General features: G+C 65.1%; 14 protein-coding genes. 3 read left to right on the top strand and 11 right to left on the bottom strand.

Translation table 11 applies throughout. The features are described from left to right. Positions 1-114 precede the first annotated feature (114 nt). Positions 115-603 carry a hypothetical protein gene (locus ACN9MU_RS05245; RefSeq protein ID WP_426320897.1) on the top strand — a complete coding sequence of 163 codons (489 nt, stop codon included), beginning with the start codon at positions 115-117 and terminating at the stop codon, positions 601-603. 75 nt (positions 604-678) lie between these two features. Here the strand turns inward: ACN9MU_RS05245 and ACN9MU_RS05240 are convergent, their stop codons facing one another. From ACN9MU_RS05240 to ACN9MU_RS05220, 5 genes are all read right to left on the bottom strand, one after another. Then, positions 679-3,498, bottom strand: coding sequence for an ATP-binding protein (locus tag ACN9MU_RS05240; RefSeq protein WP_426320895.1), 2,820 nt, complete (start codon positions 3,496-3,498; stop codon positions 679-681). Between the two features lie 3 nt (positions 3,499-3,501). Then, positions 3,502-4,221 carry a hypothetical protein gene (locus tag ACN9MU_RS05235; RefSeq protein WP_426168060.1) on the bottom strand — a complete coding sequence of 240 codons (720 nt, stop codon included), beginning with the start codon at positions 4,219-4,221 and terminating at the stop codon, positions 3,502-3,504. Continuing rightward, a complete protein-coding gene (locus ACN9MU_RS05230; protein WP_426320893.1) occupies positions 4,214-5,590 on the bottom strand; it encodes a hypothetical protein in 1,377 nt (458 codons plus the stop codon). Before ACN9MU_RS05230 ends, ACN9MU_RS05235 begins: the two co-directional genes overlap by 8 nt. A gap of 128 nt (positions 5,591-5,718) precedes the next feature. Further along, positions 5,719-6,459, bottom strand: coding sequence for a DUF3108 domain-containing protein (locus ACN9MU_RS05225; protein ID WP_426320891.1), 741 nt, complete (start codon positions 6,457-6,459; stop codon positions 5,719-5,721). A gap of 10 nt (positions 6,460-6,469) precedes the next feature. Continuing rightward, a complete protein-coding gene (locus ACN9MU_RS05220; RefSeq protein WP_426320889.1) occupies positions 6,470-7,579 on the bottom strand; it encodes a DUF3108 domain-containing protein in 1,110 nt (369 codons plus the stop codon). An 87-nt stretch (positions 7,580-7,666) separates the two neighbouring features. On the opposite strand from ACN9MU_RS05220, the gene ACN9MU_RS05215 reads away from it, so the two are divergent. Together ACN9MU_RS05215 and ACN9MU_RS05210 are read left to right on the top strand one after the other, a co-directional pair. Further along, on the top strand, positions 7,667-8,821 hold the full coding sequence (locus ACN9MU_RS05215) for a low temperature requirement protein A (RefSeq protein ID WP_426320887.1): 1,155 nt from the start codon (positions 7,667-7,669) through the stop codon (positions 8,819-8,821). Positions 8,822-8,845: 24 nt separating this feature from the next. After that, positions 8,846-9,493, top strand: coding sequence for a PhaM family polyhydroxyalkanoate granule multifunctional regulatory protein (locus ACN9MU_RS05210; RefSeq protein ID WP_426320885.1), 648 nt, complete (start codon positions 8,846-8,848; stop codon positions 9,491-9,493). Here the strand turns inward: ACN9MU_RS05210 and ACN9MU_RS05205 are convergent. From ACN9MU_RS05205 to ACN9MU_RS05180, 6 genes are read right to left on the bottom strand one after another with little or no spacing between them, the layout of a single operon-like run. Beyond that, positions 9,490-9,705: a hypothetical protein gene (locus ACN9MU_RS05205; RefSeq protein ID WP_426168048.1), complete on the bottom strand. Its 216-nt coding sequence runs from the start codon at positions 9,703-9,705 to the stop codon at positions 9,490-9,492. The two genes, ACN9MU_RS05210 and ACN9MU_RS05205, sit on opposite strands and share 4 nt — an antisense overlap. 3 nt (positions 9,706-9,708) lie before the next feature. Beyond that, complete coding sequence (locus ACN9MU_RS05200) at positions 9,709-11,433, bottom strand: response regulator (protein ID WP_426320883.1); 1,725 nt, start codon at positions 11,431-11,433, stop codon at positions 9,709-9,711. Next, the gene (locus tag ACN9MU_RS05195; RefSeq protein WP_426320881.1) at positions 11,430-12,131 is read right to left on the bottom strand and encodes a sensor histidine kinase; all 702 of its coding nucleotides are present in this window, start codon (positions 12,129-12,131) and stop codon (positions 11,430-11,432) included. The genes ACN9MU_RS05200 and ACN9MU_RS05195 overlap by 4 nt, the downstream gene beginning before the upstream one ends. A gap of 29 nt (positions 12,132-12,160) precedes the next feature. Further along, positions 12,161-13,918 (bottom strand): FAD-dependent 5-carboxymethylaminomethyl-2-thiouridine(34) oxidoreductase MnmC, encoded by a 1,758-nt coding sequence (gene mnmC, locus ACN9MU_RS05190; protein ID WP_426320879.1) that lies wholly within the window; start codon positions 13,916-13,918, stop codon positions 12,161-12,163. Continuing rightward, positions 13,872-14,450 carry a DNA-3-methyladenine glycosylase I gene (locus ACN9MU_RS05185; protein WP_426320874.1) on the bottom strand — a complete coding sequence of 193 codons (579 nt, stop codon included), beginning with the start codon at positions 14,448-14,450 and terminating at the stop codon, positions 13,872-13,874. The genes mnmC and ACN9MU_RS05185 overlap by 47 nt, the downstream gene beginning before the upstream one ends. Then, positions 14,447-17,146, bottom strand: a complete 2,700-nt coding sequence (locus ACN9MU_RS05180) for a diguanylate cyclase (protein WP_426344271.1) — start codon at positions 17,144-17,146, stop codon at positions 14,447-14,449. Before ACN9MU_RS05180 ends, ACN9MU_RS05185 begins: the two co-directional genes overlap by 4 nt. Positions 17,147-17,166: the final 20 nt, after the last annotated feature.

Here is a 17,166-nt window from a genome sequence, read left to right as displayed (position 1 = left end):
TCATTTTTTTCTGTCGTTACAGAAATTAAAGACGATATTTCAGACGATGTCAATTCCTTAAAGGTCGTGTATTCTAAAATCACACGAAAATGATTGCCATGAGGAAACATTCCTATGACGACTTACAATAAGACCGCAAAGGGACGAGAGGAAATTTCGGCACGCACCTATGGCTTGCCGTCCCGTATGCGCACCCTGCTGGTGATGATTGACGGCCGCCATCCAATGGAAGAGTTGCTGCCGAAAGTAACGGGGCTGGGGCTCGATGCCGGCGCCGTGCAAGAACTGCTGGCACAAGGTTTCATCGAAGAAGGTGAGGCTCCGCCAATCACGATCATGCCGATCCCGCCGACCGAGGAGGAACTTGCAGCGCAGTATGCGCAGGCGCGCGCCTTCTATGCACGCACCATCGAACCGACCTTGGGTGCACGCGGCCAGGTCATGCAAGCCAAGCTGGAAGCCGCCGCCACGCTGGAGGATTTGAAAGCGATGCGCATCACCTTCTTCGAAATGGTGAACCGCATCCGCGGCCGGCCCGTCATGCTGGCCCTGAAAAAGGAACTGGACGCCATCCTGGGCGCCTGTTCCAAGGAAGCCGCCTGAATCTGATTCAGGTCACTCCCGGCACGATCAGGCTCTGCCCCTGCTTCGTGCCGTCGGAATGACGGCCAGCGGCGATCAAGCCGCTGCCGCCTGGCGGCGCTGCAGCACGAAGATCGGCTGCGCCCACTGGGTGTCCTTCTTTTTCTTGCTCGTGATGAGCGTGAGGTCGGAAGGATCGTAGACGTCCGTGTTGTGGGTCAGCGGCGTCGTCATCAGGTACTGCGCGTCGGTGTTCTTCAGGAACTCGCCGACCAGCTGAATGTTGCGGATATCCAGGTGGGCGAACGGTTCGTCGATGAACACGAAGCCGCCGGAGCCATCTTCCGACTTCAGCAAGCCGATCAGCAGCACCAGCGATTTCATCACCTGCTGGCCGCCCGACGCTTCGCCGTCGTTCAGGCCAATCGGGCCCTTACCGTCGAACTTGAAGCGTACCTGCAGGCCGGCCTGCGACAGCAGCAGGTCGTCGTTCTCCAGCTTGACCGGCTCGACGTGCACGTCGATATTGGCCAGCGCGCCCAATTCCTTGATGTTCGACGAATAGGTCTTGATCGTGTAGCGCAGGCGCTCGATGTAGGCGCCGCGCGCATTGGCAGTCGCTTCGATCGCGCGGTTGTTCTGGTAGCGGCGTTCTTCGGTTTCCGTCTTGCGGTTCGACAGCTGCTCGTTCAGGCGCGCATACTGGTCGATCACGGTCGCATCGAGTTCCCAGTCATCGCGCGCCAGCGAGGATTGCAGGCTGGCGATACGCAGGTCGACCTGGTGCGCATTCTGGTGCTGCTGCACCAGCGCCTGGCGGCGCGCAGGACGGCGCCAGGCCCCCGGCAAGTGGCGCCACTGGCGGCGCAGCGCCAGCATGGCACGGGCGTGGTCGGAGCGCTGTTCCATCTGGCGCTTGAAGTTCAGGCGCAGGCCCGCTTCCGCCTCGGACAGCGACATGCGGGCGCTTTGCCATGCAGTGTCGGCCTTGGTGCGCGCCACGGTGGCGTTCTTCATCAAGCCCTGCAGTTCGCCCAGGCGCGAGCCCACTTCCAGGCGCTCGGCGCGCAGCGGCACGGCGGAGCGGGCGGCTTCGTCGAATTCCTCGGTACGGGCGGACAGCTCCTTCACCGCATCCACTCCCGCCAGGCGGGCTTTCAGCGCTGAGGTTTCCGACGCCAGCTTGGAAATCTGCAGCGTGTACTTGTCTTCCTCGGCTTCCAGGTTCGGCAGGTTCTTCTGGATCGCATCCATGCGCGAAGTCTTGCCGGCGGAACCGAAGCGATAGCGCGCAGCTTCCACGAACAGCGAGCGGCCGCCGCGGCGTTCCTTGTGGTAGGCCTCAGGCGTGATCCATTCTTCGATATTGCCCAGCTTTGCGCCTTCTTCCACCGACTCCACGCGCGTGATTCGCGACAGCTGGTCGATCAGCCATTCCGGCGCCAGGCCGCTGAACTTCACCACCGACAGCAGGCTCTGGTTCTTCGGCTCGTGCGCCTTCACGCAATCGGGCACGATGAAGTGGCGATAGCGTTCCTTTTCCGCCAGGCGGTAGGCCGAGGAGGCATCGGAGGAGCGCTCCAGCAGCACCACGGAGGCGTAGCCGCCCAGCACGCCCTCGACGGCACCCTGCCATTTCGGATCGGTCACTTCGACGATGTCCGACAGCATGGCGTGCGGGATGCCCGCATCGTTCAGCGCGCGGCGCATGGCGCGCACATTGTCCGGCTCCGGCATGGCGGTCTTGCCAGACAGTGCGTTGATGGTGGCCTTGTCCTGCGCGATGCGGTTGGACACGGCATCGCGCTGCGAGCGCAGCTTCAGCAGCTCGGTTTCCTTGGCTTCGAGCTGCGCGGCCGCATCGGCCACGTCGGCGCCCGATTCGGCGGCCAGTTTTTGCAGGCGGGACTTCTGCTCCGCCAGCGATTCCAGCGGCTTCAGTTTGCCGTTGATGAGATTCAGGCGCGAAGTCAGCGCGGTTTGCTCCTGTTCCAGCAGGGTTTCCTGCTGCTGCGCGTCCTGCAGGGCCTTGGCCTGCTTGGCCACCTCGCCGCGCTTGTCGGCCAGCAGCTGGTCGGCCTGCGCCAGCGGCTTGCGCGCTTCGCGCAGCTGGCGGCTGACGTTGGCGGCCTTCTCGCGCGCCTCGTGGTATTCCAGCGATGGCAGCACTTCTTCCTGCAGGTTGCGGCGTTCCTTGTGCAGCGTTTCCCACTGGTGGTAGTTGGCCACGCGCAGGCGCAAGCCCTCCAGGTTGGTCTTGGAGCCTTCCAGTTCGGCCTCGAAGCGCTTCAGCTCTTCTTCGGTATCGCGCTGGTGGCGTTTCGCTTCGTCGTAGGCATCCAGCACTTCCTTGTCGCCGAACACCTGGAACACCAGGTCCAGCAACTGGCGCGGCGCGTACTCGCACAGCTTGTCGGTTTCGCCCTGCTCCAGCGCCAGCACTTTCGACATGGCTTGCGACAGGCCGGCGTTGGCCAGGCGCTTGCGGTAGTTCTCCACGCCCAGCCAGTCGTTGGCTTCGGTGACTTCTTCGATGTCCACGTTACCGGGACGCATCAGGTACTGGCGCTTCCAGTCGCCGCCGTTTTTCTGCACCTGGCAGAACAGGGTCACCTCGTCTTCGGCGAAGAAGCCGCTGCTGCGGAACGGACGGTTGGACAGCTGCTTGCCCTGCGGCTTGTTGTCGACCACGGCGCGCAGCCAGGCGGTCTGCTGGCCGCTGTGGCGGGCATAGTGCTTGTAGGTGCGCCCCATCGAGCAATCGAGGCCGAACAGCGTGCGCAGCGCGTCCAGCAAGGTGGTCTTGCCGGAGCCGTTCTGGCCCGCGATGGTGATGATCTTGGCATCCAGCGGAATGTTCTTGATGCGCTGCCAGTAGTCCCAGTGGACCAGCTCAAGGGATTTGATTTGGAACATCGCTTATTCTTCCGTCGGGGTTTCTTCGTTGGCCGCTTGCTGCGGCTCGGCGTCGTTGGCGGCGGCCAGCACTTCGCGCGGGATGTGCACGATCTGCGCCGGCGCGCGCTTGAACACGTCAGCCAGGGCGCCGTTGATGATGCGCTCTTTCAGCAGGTCGGTATCCATCAGCAGGTCCAGCAGCGGGCCTTCGACGATGATCTCGCCGCGGCGCTCGATGAAACCGAGCTTGCCCAGGATGCCGAGGTTCATGTCCATGCGGGTCTTCTTGCCCAGCTTGTCGCCGAAGTCGGCCAGCAGCGCCTTGTACGGGATGCCGATCGAGGTATCTTCCGCGCGCGGCACCGGCTTCTCGGTGCCGAACATATCGTTCTGGTCGTCGTCCGCCGCCTGGTGGGTTTCCTGGCGTTCGCGCTTGGGCAGGATGATCAGCGCCCACAGCACCACCAGCAAGGCCACGCCGTCGCGCGCCAGGCCGAAATTGTTGTTCTGCCAGGTGTCGCGCGCGCCGAAGACCTTCGGCTCGATATTGCGGTGCAGGGCCAGCGTGACGTGGTCGGCGTAGACGTTATCCAGCAGCTTCATGCCGCAGGCGGCCAGGCGCGCATCGACTTCGGCGCGGAACAACTCGTCCGACAGCGCGCGCTTGACCATCTTGTCGTCGCGGCGCAGGGTCTGGTGCGCCACCAGGCGCGCGATCAGGATTTGGGTATCGTCACTCATCGGACTTCGGACTTTCTTTGTCTAATTCGAGGGTCAGCGCGGCCAGGGACATGGCGGCGACCTCCAGGTCGGGCAGCTGCACCATTTCGTCCTGCGGCGAGAAGCGCACAGGCAGGCGCGCCAGGTCGGCAGTGGTGCCCTGCATCGACGCCTCGGCCTCGTCGCCCAAGAGCGGCAGCATCGAGGCGCGGTAGGACGCCAGGGCGAAGGATGCCGGCAGCAGCGCCTCGTGCACCTTCACTTCGCGCGGCGACTCCTCGGCCACCGAAGGGAAATTGTTCAGCTGCGCGAAGTCGGACAGGCGGGCCAGCCAGTCATCCAGTTCCTTCTGCATCGCAGGGCTGTCGTTGATCGTGGTCGGCGCATCCTGGCCGGCAGGCAGGCCGTTCAGCCCATTGTTATTGGCACGTTCTGTCATTAATTCTGTCTCGGCGACGTCGATCATCTCGGCAGGCGTGATGAACAGCGGTTTCACCGGTTGGTCGATCGCATCATTCGCCAGCGAAGACAGGTCCTCATGGGCCAGCAGCCAGCGTTTGATGTCGGTAGTGGAAAGGCCGGACTGGCCCAGGTGGACGCGCTGGCGCTCGATCTGGTTCAGCGCGCGCGAGAACATGCCTTGCATGTTCAGCAGCTGCGACTGGGCACGGCCGATGGCTTGCGCGGCGCGGTGGGTCGCGCTGTCCGCATTTTCGTCAGTGGTGATGGCACGCAGGATCTGGGAGCCCTTCTCGACCCAGTCGCAAGCCTGGTGCCACTTGGCCTGCGACTCGCGCAGGCGGAATTCGGAACCGGACGCGATGGCGTCGCGGAATTCTTCGGTCAGGTCGACCAGGCGGCCCAGCAGGTGCTGCAGCTGCTCGGTGGTGACCCCGCCCACGGCCTGGGCGCCGGCCACCTGCGACAGCAGGAAGCCCATTTCGGCATCGTCGTCTTCCGGAGCGGCCAGGGCCAGCAGGCTATCGATCGAGGCAAGCACATTGCGCGCCATCGGCGTCACGCGGTAAACGGATTGCTGCGCATCCCAGGCCAGCAGGCCGTTGGAGCGCAGGCGGTTCAGCACAGTTTCCAGGCTTTCCGGCAGCAGGTAGGCCAGGCGCGTATTGATATCGGCCCGCGAAAACGCGGACGAAGTTGTCTCATTAGCAAGTTCACGCAGGACGAGCAGGCGCACCAGCACCCCCTCGAAGCCGCCGTGGAACAAAGCGGTAAACACCTGCAGCAGCGGCTGGGCGCGCTTCAGGTGGTAGACCTGCTCGATCTCGTCGGCGGAAATGTGGGGCTGGAAGTGGGCCTGCAGGGCGTCCTGCTGCTCTTGCTCAGTCGGGTTGGTGTCGGCCAGGGCCGCACTTGACATCAAATCAATCATTGCGCTCCAGTAATTAAAACCGGGGTCAGGTCTGGCAATCCGCCACAAATTTCGCTATGCGAAAAGAATGGCGGATTGCCAGACCTGACCCCGACTTTGAGGCTGCAAGTATAACAGGCCGGGTGTGGCTATTTTCGGTTGACTTTCTCTAGGACTTGCTCGAAGGAATCGCCGTCTTCTTCCTTCAACAGGATGCGCGCCGGGTACCAGTCGAGGTCGGGGGCCAGCCACAGGTCGGCCTGCTGCTCGTGGCCGCCGACCTGCTTGCGGCTGAAGTGCAGCACCTTCTGTTCGCCGAGGGTGGCGATTTCCATGGTTTCCGTGCCGACCACGCGGAAAGTCCAGGGTTCGCCGTCGCGGCGGCCGGCCACGAAGAAGGTCCATTCGCTGCCCGGCGTGAATTTCTCCGGGGTGGCGCGGGCCAGGATCGCCAGCTGGAAGGTCACGCTGCTGCGATCCTGCTCGCCGCCGCGGATGGCGTAACTCACCTTGCCGTCTTCGAATTCGATACGGCGCGTGTCGCGGTCGAAGCGGGTGGTGGTGGGGTCCTTGCGGAAGCGCTTCTCGTAAAAGCTGGCGGGCGCCAGACCGTAGCCGTCCAGCGTGCCTTCGCTGCGCTGCTCGAGCACTTTGCCGAACAGGCTGGAACGCGCTTCCGTATGCAGGGAATAGCTGCCGTCGCCCTGGCGCCAGGCGATGGTGCCGGCGCCCACCAAGGGGAAGCCATGGTTGCTGCCCTTGACCACGTAGCTCAGGTCAGCCGACGGCGGCAGGCTGGTGGCGCGCCTGGCGACCGGGTAATCGGATTTGGCGGCGCTGGCGGTGGTGGCTGCGAGGGCCAATGCCAGGGTAATCAGGGTACTGCGCATGGTTGCTTCCTTACTTGATGATGCGGGTGACGGTTTGGGTGGTGACGGCGCCGTTGCTTTCCGTATTGCGGATCTGCACCGGGTACCAGTCAAGGCTGGGCGCCAGCCAGATATCGAGCCTGGCGCTGTAGCTGCCGGGCTTGGGCGGGCGCGCCAGGTGCCAGGTGATCAGCTTGCCCATCCGGGTTTCCAGTTCATCTTCGCCGACCAGCAGGAAGCTGTAGACCTGGGCATTGCGGTCTTCGCCGACCAGGATGTCCATCGGCTTGCCGAACTGGTTGACGTCCGCGCGGCCGATGCCGGCCAGCTGGAACAGCACCGTGGCGCGGTCCTGCGCTCCCGCCGCCAGTGGCACGCTGCGCTCGCTGGCGGAGAAGGTGATCTTTTGATCCTGCTGGTTGAAGTGGGTAGCGGTGGCCGATCGGTTGCGGCGCTTCTCGGTGAATTTCGCCGGGGCGATGCCCGTGTCGTTGATCGTGCCTTCGCTGCTCACCTCCAGCAGCTTGACGCGCGCAATCAGCAGGCTGATGCCGACTTCCTGCGTCGCCTTATACGTGGCGCCATCGGTCTCCCAGCCAATATTGGCCGAGCCGCTCCAGTTGGTGCCGTCCGCGTCCTTGCGCCTGACGTCCAGTTCGAACCGGGCCGACGGCGGCAGCGCAACTTTCCAGCGCTGGACGCTGGCTGGCGGCTCGGCTTTCGGCGCGGCTTCAGGCTGCGGCTGCGCGGATTCTACGGCAGGCGTGGCGGGCGCAGCGCCCGATTGGCCCTCCGGCGCAGCCGCTTCCGGCTCCGCAGGCACGGCTGGTCCTGCGTCGGCCGGCGCGCTGTCGGCAATCGGTGCCGCTTCTTCGGGCGGCGGCGCAGGCTTGGGTGGCTTCGGTTTCGGCTTGGGCTTCGGTGGCGGCGGCGCTTCGACCGGCTCCGGAGCGACCGGTTCAGGCGGCGGTGGCGCCAGGCGCAACTCCGCGCTGATGACGTTTTTTTCAGCATCGCGTTCGCGCTCCGCCGCGCCAATGCGTCCGCTGACCCAGTTGATCGTCATGAAATGCAGTGCCACGGTGGCTGCGCAAATGGCAATGATGCGGCGTGGGTGGCGTGGAAAAGAAACGATCGTCATGGTCGCTAGTTTAACGTGCCGGCCCCCGATTCCGCTGACAGCACGCTCAATGGCATAATTTGCTGGATATTCTGACAAGGAGTCCCGATGTCCCTTTTGCGCCAGCGCGGCCAGGCCGATTCCGGCAAGGTCGGCATGGTCGAGCTGTTCTTCGATCTTGTGTTCGTGTTTGCCGTCACCCAGCTATCCCACACCCTGCTGAAAAAGCTCGATGCGCAAGGCGCGCTGCAGGTCGGTCTGCTGTTCATGGCGACGTGGTGGGTGTGGATCTACACGGTCTGGGCCACCAACTGGTTTGACCCGGAAAAGAAGTCCGTGCGCGCCGCCCTGTTTGCGCTGCTGGTAGCCGGTCTGCTGATGTCGGTCTCCATCCCGCGCGCCTTCACCGACATGGGCTGGCTGTTCGGCGCCTCGATCCTGGTGCAGCAGGTGGGCCGCACGCTGGCGATGCTGGCGGCCAGCCGCGGCGAAGATGCCGCGCTGCGCTGCAATTTCGTGCGCATTGCCTTGTGGCTTGGCGCCAGCGGCGCGCTATGGCTTGCCGGCGGCCTGGCGGAGCCGGCTTCGCGCATGGCATGGTGGCTCGGCGCACTGGCGGTCGACATGCTGGGGCCGGTCATGTTCTATTTCGTCCCTGGACTGGGCCGCTCCACCCTGGCCGACTGGAACGTGGACGGCAGCCACATGGCCGAACGCTGCGCCCTGTTCGTCATCATCGCGCTCGGCGAATCGCTGCTGGTGACCGGCGCCACGTTTGCCGACCTGGCCTTCGATCCGCTTACCGTCTTGGCCTTCCTGCTGGCGGTCGTGGGCTCGATCCTGATGTGGTGGCTGTATTTCGACCACGGGCTGGAACAGGGCCACCACCGCATCGTGCATTCGCAAACGCCGGGCCGCCATGCACGCAACAACTACACCTACCTGCACATTCCCATCGTGGCCGGCATCATCGTCGGCGCCGTCGGCGACGAGCTGGTGCTGAGCCATCCCCAGCATGGCAGCCCGGCAGCGCTGGCCGCCATCATCGGCGGCCCGCTGCTCTTCCTGTGCGGCACCGCCGTGTTCAAATGGCTGGCGCACACGCGCGCCTGGCCGCCGCTGTCCCATTTGCTCGGCATCGCGCTGCTGCTGGTGCTGGGCGTTCTGTCGATCGTGCTGCACCTTTCCCCGCTGCTGGCCACCGGCGCTTGCGTCGCCGTGCTGCTGCTCGTTGCTGTCTGGGAGAGCTGTGTGCTACGCTAAACAACCTACCCTCGGAGACCCGATATGAGCAATCCACAAATGCCCCACATTCCCGGCGCTGCAGTGATGACGGATACGCTGGACTTCGTAAAATCCCTGTGGGGAAGCATGGGTGTGCCAGGCATCAGCATTCCCGGCATCGCCGCCCCGACGCTGTCGGTGGATGACCTGGACAAGAAAATCAGCGAGCTGAAAGCCGTCGAGTCCTGGCTCAACCTGAACGCCACCATGCTGCGCTCGAGCATCCAGGCGCTGGAAGTCCAGCGCGGCACCATCGCGGCGTTGAAGTCGATGGGTCAATCGCTGGCCGCCGCCGTGCAGCAGGCGCCGCACAACGATCCGTTTGCCAAGCCGGCAGCCGCTGCGGCCGCCAGGCCAGCGGACAAGCCTGCCGGCGACGCCGCCAAGCCGGCCGAAAAACCGGCCGATGCCAAGCCTGCCGCGCACGACACTGCCAGCGCCGCCGCCAACCAGATGGCCAACCCTGCCGCCTGGTGGAACCTGCTGCAAGAGCAGTTTGCGCAAGCCGTCAGCACGGCGATGGCCCCCGACCCGGCCGGCAAGCCGGCCGACGCAAAGAACGGCGCCGCACATGACGCCAGCAAGCCTGTCGCCAAACCGGCAGCGCGCAAGCCGGCAAGCAAGCGCGCCACGAAGGCCGCCAAGCCTTAATTCAGCTTCTGGATGCGGATGGCCTCGATCAGGCCATCGTCATCGCGCTGGACCTTCATGATATTGATCAAGCCTTCGTCTTCCAGGGCCTTGGCCGCGTCATGCGCGGACTGGAAGGATTCGATGGTGTCGCCCTTGGCGCTGACTGGACGAATCCAGGCGGCAGCCCCCACCTTCATCTTGTTATAGACCTCTTTGGCGATATCGCGCATGGATCACTCCTTGTCGTGGTCATCTTTCATGGCGGCCGTCAGCTCGGCTTCGATTTCTTCCGCCGACATCCGGCCGGGGATCAACTTCTGCAACTGCTCGATCAGCTGCGCAAAGCGCTGCTGGCCCGGCGCAATCCGGTCAACGTGCATCAAGACATCATTCGCTTCGGCCATCAGGGCGTCGTTATAGCCCCTGGCCTGCATGTGGGAGATCAGGATCTGGGCGGAGTTGAACAGGATCCGCATATTGTCCGGCAGGCTGCGGCGCGCTTCGCGCATCCATTCGACTGCGTCATCGAGCTTGTTGGTCTTCCATAGCAGCACGCCCTTGTTCATCATCTCCGCTGCTTCCTTGCGCGCCGTGCTGATCAGGGCTGCGCCTTCTTCACCCATGCGGGCCTTGTCGAAGATGCGCTGCACTTCATCGTGGATCACGGTGTTTTCGTCGTTGTTGCGCACCACGTAGCACAGCAACTCCACCGGCGCATCCTTCACGCCGACGGCAAACAGCAAGGTCGCCATTTCCAGGCAGGTTGCGGTGTCGGGCCGCTCGCTGTCTTCCTTCAGCATGGTTTCCAGTTCGTCGCCGGACTTGCGCGCGCGCCGGTAATCGCCGCTCTCGTGGTACACCAGGCCCTCCGTGATCTTGGAGCGCAGCTCCACCATGCCGCCGGAGAAGTCGCGCTGGGCCGCGGCCAGCAGCAGCAAGGCTTCCTTGGCGTCGTTCTTCTGTCCCAGCACGCGCGCCAGGCCGAAGTAGGCATCCACGGTCTTCATGATGGAGTATTCGCCGATCTGCAGGCACTTGCGGAAAGCCCGCTCGGCCAGCGCGATATTCCCCAGCTTGAGCGCTGTCGTGCCCAGCGCGCGCTGGCGCGGCACCGAATTGGGCGACATCCTGGCTGCGCGCTCCAGCACGTCGCAGCTTTCCTCGATGCGGCCCATGTTCTGCAGCGACTTGGCCAGCTGGTCGTATGCATCCAGGTAAAAACGGTTCTCGGCGATCACGCCCTGGAACATCTGGCGCGCGGCCTCGTTCTCGCCATTGGCCATGCGGATCTTGCCGACGCCGGTGCGGGCCCAGTTGAAGTCGCGTTCCTGCAGCACCTTTTCGTAGACCAGGCGCGCCTGCTCGGTCTCGCCGGCCTTCAGCAGCAAGGTGGCGCGCATGCGCATCAGGTCTACCTCATGCAGCTTGTTGCGGCCGGCCGCTTCGGCGCACAAGCGGGCCGCGCGCAGGTAGTCTTTTTCCAGGTAGGCCTGGTCGATGTCCTGGAATATCTGCTTCTTCTGCCAGGCGCGGTTCAGGCGGGTGAGCAGCACGCCTTCGGTGATCGGCTTGATCAGGTAGGCATCCGGCTGGTGCTCGGCGGCGCCCATCACGGCCTCCACGCTCTTCTCGGCGGAGACCATCAGCCACACGCAGCTTGGCATCAGCATGCCGCGGATGCGGGCTTCTTCCAGCACGTGCTGGCCGCTCTTGCCTTCGCCGAGGTTGAAATCGCACAGGATGACGTCGTACTGGATGCGCGCCAGCAGCCCGATCGCCTCGCCGCCGCTCGAGGCCTGGTCGATGTGGCGCGCACCCAGGCTGCGCAAGGCTTCGCGCAGCAACTGGCGCACGCCGACAAAGTCGTCCACGATCAGGTAGCGCTTGTCGGCCCAGTTGACGCCCGGTTCTTTTTCCGGCGCCGTTGCGACGGGCGTGGTGACGGCTGGGGCGTTCATGGCAAGCGCAGGATGAAACAGCCGCCGCCCAGCGCGCCGCCGTTTTCCAGCGCGATGCTGCCCTGGCGCAGGCGGTGTTTGTGGGACTTCGCTACTTCGCTGGCGAAATAGAGGCCAAGGCCGCTGCTGTTGGCCAGGAAGTTGATGCCCTGCCCTGTCACCTGGCCCGCTTCCAGCATAGTGGGCGGGAAGCCGGCGCCGTTGTCTTCCACCCGCACCTCCATGAAGCCATCGTCTTCGCGGATGGTGAGGGCGATGCGGTCGCGCGTATAGCGCACGGCGTTGTTGATTGCGTGCGCCAGCAGGCCTAGCACCAGGTCTTCGTCCAGGGTCCAGATCAGGCCGGGCGGGGATTCGGTGTCGAGCTGGATGCCCTTCGATTGCAGCAGCACGCGCTGCTGGGCCACCAGCTGGTCGACCAGCTCACTGACCTGCACCGGGGCCGGATCGAAAGGATAATTGGGGCGGCCGACTTCCTTGTAGAGCGCTAGTAGCTGGATCAGGTGGTCGTTCAGGCGCTTGGATTGGTACAGCATTTGCGCCATCTGCGGATAGGCTGGATTGTCTTGCGCGGAATCCCCTGCCTGCACAAGCAGGTTCTCCAGCGTGCCGGTCAGCACGCTGATGGAATTCTTCATGTCGTGCACCGTGGAGGCGAGGAACATGAACAGCTCTGGCGAGCCGGCGCGGTCTTCCATGGATTCTCCAGCCATTGGATAGGAGGCCATTATAGCTTGCGGCGCTGCTTGAGCAGGAAGCGTCCGGGGTCCAGTGCGGCGGCCAGTGTTGCTTCGATGGGAAGGGGTTCGTCTTCCAGTTGACAGGCCAGGATTTCCGCTGCAAGCGGGGCCCAGATCAAGCCCCGGCTGGCGTAGCCGAGCAAGGCATGGAGGCCCGCGTGGCGCGGCAGGTCGCGCAGGCGTTCGGTGCGGGCCTCGCCGGCGCTGTCGGGCAGCGGGCCCACCAGCGGCAGGCGGTCCGGGGCCATGGTGCGGAATCCTACCCGGCCTTGCAGCGGGGCGCCTGCACCGTGCGGGCTGCCGAGGATTTCTTCCGCGCGCAGCAGGTTTTCATCCTGGCTGGATTGCCACAGCTGGCGCTCGCTGGACTTGTCGTAGGTGGCGCCGACGCAAACGATGCCGTCCACCGGCGGCGTCATATAGGCTTCGCGGCAGACCACCAGCTTGAGGCTGGGAAAGCTGCCTTCTTCCAGGTGGGTGACCTGGCCGCGCATGGTGTAGAGCGGCAGCGCGCGGGCCTGCTCGAGCGCAGTCGCGCCGGCGCCGTTTGCCAGCACGACCGTCGGGGCCGCGGCGAGCAGTCGGCCCCAGGCGTCGCATACGCGCCATTCATCTTGCACGCGCTCGATGTGCAGGGCTTCGCTATGGAAGACGCGGCGCAGCTTGTCGCCGCAGGCTTGCAGCATGGCGCGGCAGGCGGTAGCGGGCGTGGCCCAGCCGCCTTCGGGGAAGTGCCAGGCGCCGTAAGGAGTCGGCGCGCCCAGCATGGCGCTGGCCTGGACGGCGTCGAGCCAGCGCACGTACCGCTCGGGGTAGCGCCAGGTGTCGACGACGTCCTTTTGCAACCGGGCGTGCTCGGCATCGCGTGCCAGTTGCAGCACGCCGCACCGGTTGCCGCGGATTGCGCCGGCTTCCGCATCGGGACCGGGTGCGTGCGGATCGAGACCGCCCAGGTGCTGCCAGGCGCGCTGCGCGTACAGGTACGCCGCGCGCGCCAGGCGGGTCGGAATATTGTCGTCTTTCGACAGCAGAGGCATGAAGATGCCGGCGCGGTTGCCGGAAGCTTCCTGCGCAGGGGCGCCGTGGCGTTCGATCAGGGTAAGCTGCCAGCCGCGGGCTGCCAGGCGTTCGCAGGCGGCGCTGCCTGCCACGCCTGCACCGATGACGATGGCGCGGCGCTCGGGCGAGGGCGCGCGCGGCGGCTGGGGCTTGCGGCTGGTGTAGGCGGCATGTTGCCACTCGCCTTCAGGTTCGCCGGTGACGGTGAAGCCGGCGGCGCGCAGGGAGCGCAGCGCATGTTCATCGGGCCGGCGGATGCGCAGCGTGGATGCGGGCGCTGCGAGGCGTTGCAGGGCGCGGATGTGCTCCAGCGGCCGGTCGATAATGAACTCGTCGACACGGGCCACGATTTCGGGCAGCCAGGCTTCGGCAGGACCGGCGAGCAGGTCGAGCGTCAGGCGTTCCGCAGGCAGGTGCAGGCGGTGCAGGCCGGGGACGTCGACCGGCCACTGCGCCGCCAGGGCGGGCACGGCCTGCGCCAGCGCGGCAAGCGTGGACAAGCCGGGAACGGAGGGCATGATCGCGAGATAATGCAGATGGCTAGCGCCGGCGCCGCCAGCCGCGGAGCGGTGGCGGGCGAGGGTTGCGAGGAACTGGGCGCCGCTGCCAAACGCGGTGTCGAGGACGACGTGGCGCGAATCAGCCACCGTGCTGGCACTCCTTGTATCGGAAGCATGCGAGGTCATGGTCGTTCACCATCCCGATCCCCTGCATGTAGGCATAAATGATCGTCGACCCGACAAACTTGAAACCGCGCCTGGCGAGGTCCTTGGAGATCCTGTCGGACAGTTCGGTGCGCGCCGGGCGCTCGCCCTGCGCTGTGATGCGATTCACGATCGGCTTGCCGTCGACATAGCCCCATAGCAGCGAAGACAGGCTGCCGCCCTCTTCCAGCAGGCGCAGGTAGGCGCGCGCATTGGTGATGGCAGCGTTCACCTTGAGCCGGTTGCGCACGATCCCGGGATCGGACAGCAGCTGCGCGACCTTCGCCTCGTCATAGGCGGCAATCTTGCGCGCGTCCCAGCCATCGAACGCCGCGCGATAGTTGTCGCGCTTGTTGAGGATGGTCTCCCAGCTGAGGCCCGCCTGCGCGCCTTCGAGATTCAGCATCTCGAACAGGCGCAGTTCGTCGCGGCATGGGACGCCCCACTCCTGGTCGTGGTAGGCGATATAACGTGGATTGTTTGGATTGGCCCAGGAACAGCGATGTGTGCTCATTGGGTGATTATAGTGCGCTCGCCAAGGCTGGTCACGATGCGCGCTTCGCCGCGCTCGATGCATTGGCCAAGCTGGTGCACCAGGCGGGGGAACAGTTCTTCCGGCTGCGTCGCTTCGGTGGCATGCACGGCAGTCCAGGCGTCGCGCCCGGAATGCTTGGAAATGTACAGACCCAGGTCTGCCAGCTCCACCACCTGCGACCAGGACATCAGGCGCGGGTGCGACGGCAGGAAGGGATAGCAGGCAAAGCCGATCGAGCAGGTGCGCGCCAGCCGCGTGCCATCCGGCAGGACGAATTCACGCGACGACACTGCCTGGCGGATGCGCTCCGCCACCACATGCGCGCCGCTCCGGCCGGTGGCGCGCGCCAGCACCAGGAATTCTTCGCCGCCCCAGCGCACCAGGTAGTCCGACTCGCGGAACACCTCGCGCAGGCGGTCCTTCATCTGCACCAGCACCGAGTCGCCGGCAGCGTGGCCGTGACGGTCGTTGACCTCCTTGAAGTGGTCCAGGTCCACCATGTAGAACACCAGGTCGCGGTCGGCCACGGCATCGGCTTCCGAGGCCGGCCCGTCGTAGCCTCGCAGGCTGAGTGCCACGTCCGACTCCACGTGCTGCAGGAAGAAGCGGCGATTGCGCAAGCCGGTCAACTGGTCGGTCAGGCTCACCTCTTCCAGCGCCTTGTAGGCCCGCTCCAGTTCGAGATTCTTTTCCAGCAGTTGCGCCTGCGCGGCGGCGTTGTCCAGCGCGATGGCGCCGTAGGCGCACAGGGTGCGGAAGATCAGGCGCTCCCGCTCACCGTAAGCGCGCGGCAGCATCGATTGCACGGTCATCACGCCCAGCACGCGCTCGCCGATCATCAGCGGCGCAAACAGGAGCGTGAGGGTAGGCAAGGTGCCGGGGATCAGGTTGGGCGTGTCGGACTTGTCTTCGATTTCAATCAGGATTTCATCGCGCTCGCGCACGCAGCGCGCCGTGTTGAAGTGCGGATCGGACAGCGCGATGCGCGTCGGCGGCAGCGGCAAGCCCATTTCCACGCCAAATGCGCAATGCAGGAAATCGCCGTCCGTCTCCAGCAGGAAGATCGAGAAGTGAGTCGAATCAAGCAGGCCGTGCACGTGCCGGTCCAGCGCGCGGAACACAGCCGAGGCATCGAGTTGCGCAGTAATTTCCTGGCCAATCGCGGACAGGTGGCTCAGCGTGGCGCTGGTCTGGGCCAGCACCTCCGCGCGCTGCGCCTCGGCGGCGGCAAGCTGCCGATCGCGCTCGGTCTGGTGCTGGACCTGCATTGCAATCGCGCGGTTGGTCGCTTCCTGGCTGTTGCTGCGGTCGCGCGCCGCATTGGCCTGCAGCGAAAACTCATAAGCGCGCGCGAAGTCGCCAACGGCGGCATATTCGCGCGCCACGGCATCGAGCAGTTCGCCGGGAACGATATAGCCGTCGATGGTGGCGGCAATCATCAAGGCCTCGCGCAGGTACTGCAGCACGGACATCGCGTTGCCGGCGTGGATATCGGCCAGGACGCGCAAGGCCGCGATCTGGCTGAACGGGTCGTTCAGCTCGCGCGCCAGCGCCAGCGCCGACATGGCGGCGGCCTGCGCCTCCTCCATTCTCCCCAGCCCCGCCAGCGCATGCGCCTGGCCGCGCCGCGCGCAACTATGGAAATCGCTCTGCGCCAGGGCATGGCCACGCAGTTCCAGTTCGCGGAAGCTGGCCAGCGCCGCCTCATTGTCGCCAAGGTCCAGCGCCAGGTCGCCCTGGTATTCCAGCGCCATGACGAAGGCGCGCGAACCGGACAAGGGAGCCAGCATCTGCAGCGCATCGCGCAGCAGCGCTTTTGCCGCCGGCCGCTGGCCGAGGTGGCGCAGCGTTTCAGCCGATTGCATCTGGCTCAGGCCGATACACATTGGCCAGCCGGTCGGCCGCGCCAGCTCCAGCGCGCGCTGCATCCATTCCAGCGCGGCGTCGTGCGCATTCAGGCGCGTGAAGGCGTTGCCGATATTGGTGGCGAGGATCACGGCGCGGCGCACCTGGCCGGAGACCAGGGCCGCTTCAAACGCCGCGATCAGGTGCCTGATGGCGCGGCCGAACTCCGCCGCCTGGAATGCCGCCGTGCCGAGATAATCCGAAATCGATCCCGCGACCACCGGATGGCGGCCCGCCAGGTCGATCGCAAAGCGCTTGCTCCAGCGCTCGTTGGCGGCCGGCGCATTGCGGAACACGCTGAACAGCGCTGCCAGGCTCTCGAAAACATCGATGCGCATGGCGTCGCCGGAGGCGCGGGCATCTGCAATGGCCAGCGCCAGCTCGTTGTCGCAGCCGGCCGAGTCGCCGCGGTCGACGGCGACCCAGGCCAGCAGGCTGTGGGTGTCTGCAGCACCCAGCCGGTCATTGTGGCGGGCAAATTCCAGCATGGCGCGTTCGGCAATGGCGATGGCGGCGTCCAGCTCGCCCGCGAGCCAACAGTTTTCAGCCTTCAGCAGTTCCCAGCGCGCTGCCAGCACACGCCTTTCCGCCGCCGGCAAAAGATGGGCAAGCGGAGTTGCTTCGGCGACAAGTTGCGCCGAACGCACACCATCGCGCTGTCGCAGGTGCCAGGCCAGCCGGGATAGCAATTTCAGGCGGCGTTCGCCCTCAGCAAAAGGCAATTCTGCTTCCCACAGGGCCAGCTCTTCGTCGAGCGCGAACAAATCCACTACTTGATATCCTTGAAATA

Source organism: Pseudoduganella sp. R-32, from assembly GCF_049913245.1.
Lineage (GTDB): Bacteria > Pseudomonadota > Gammaproteobacteria > Burkholderiales > Burkholderiaceae_D > Rugamonas.
The sequence above is the reverse complement of the archived record's forward strand: the minus strand, read 5'-3'. Positions and strand labels throughout refer to the sequence as shown.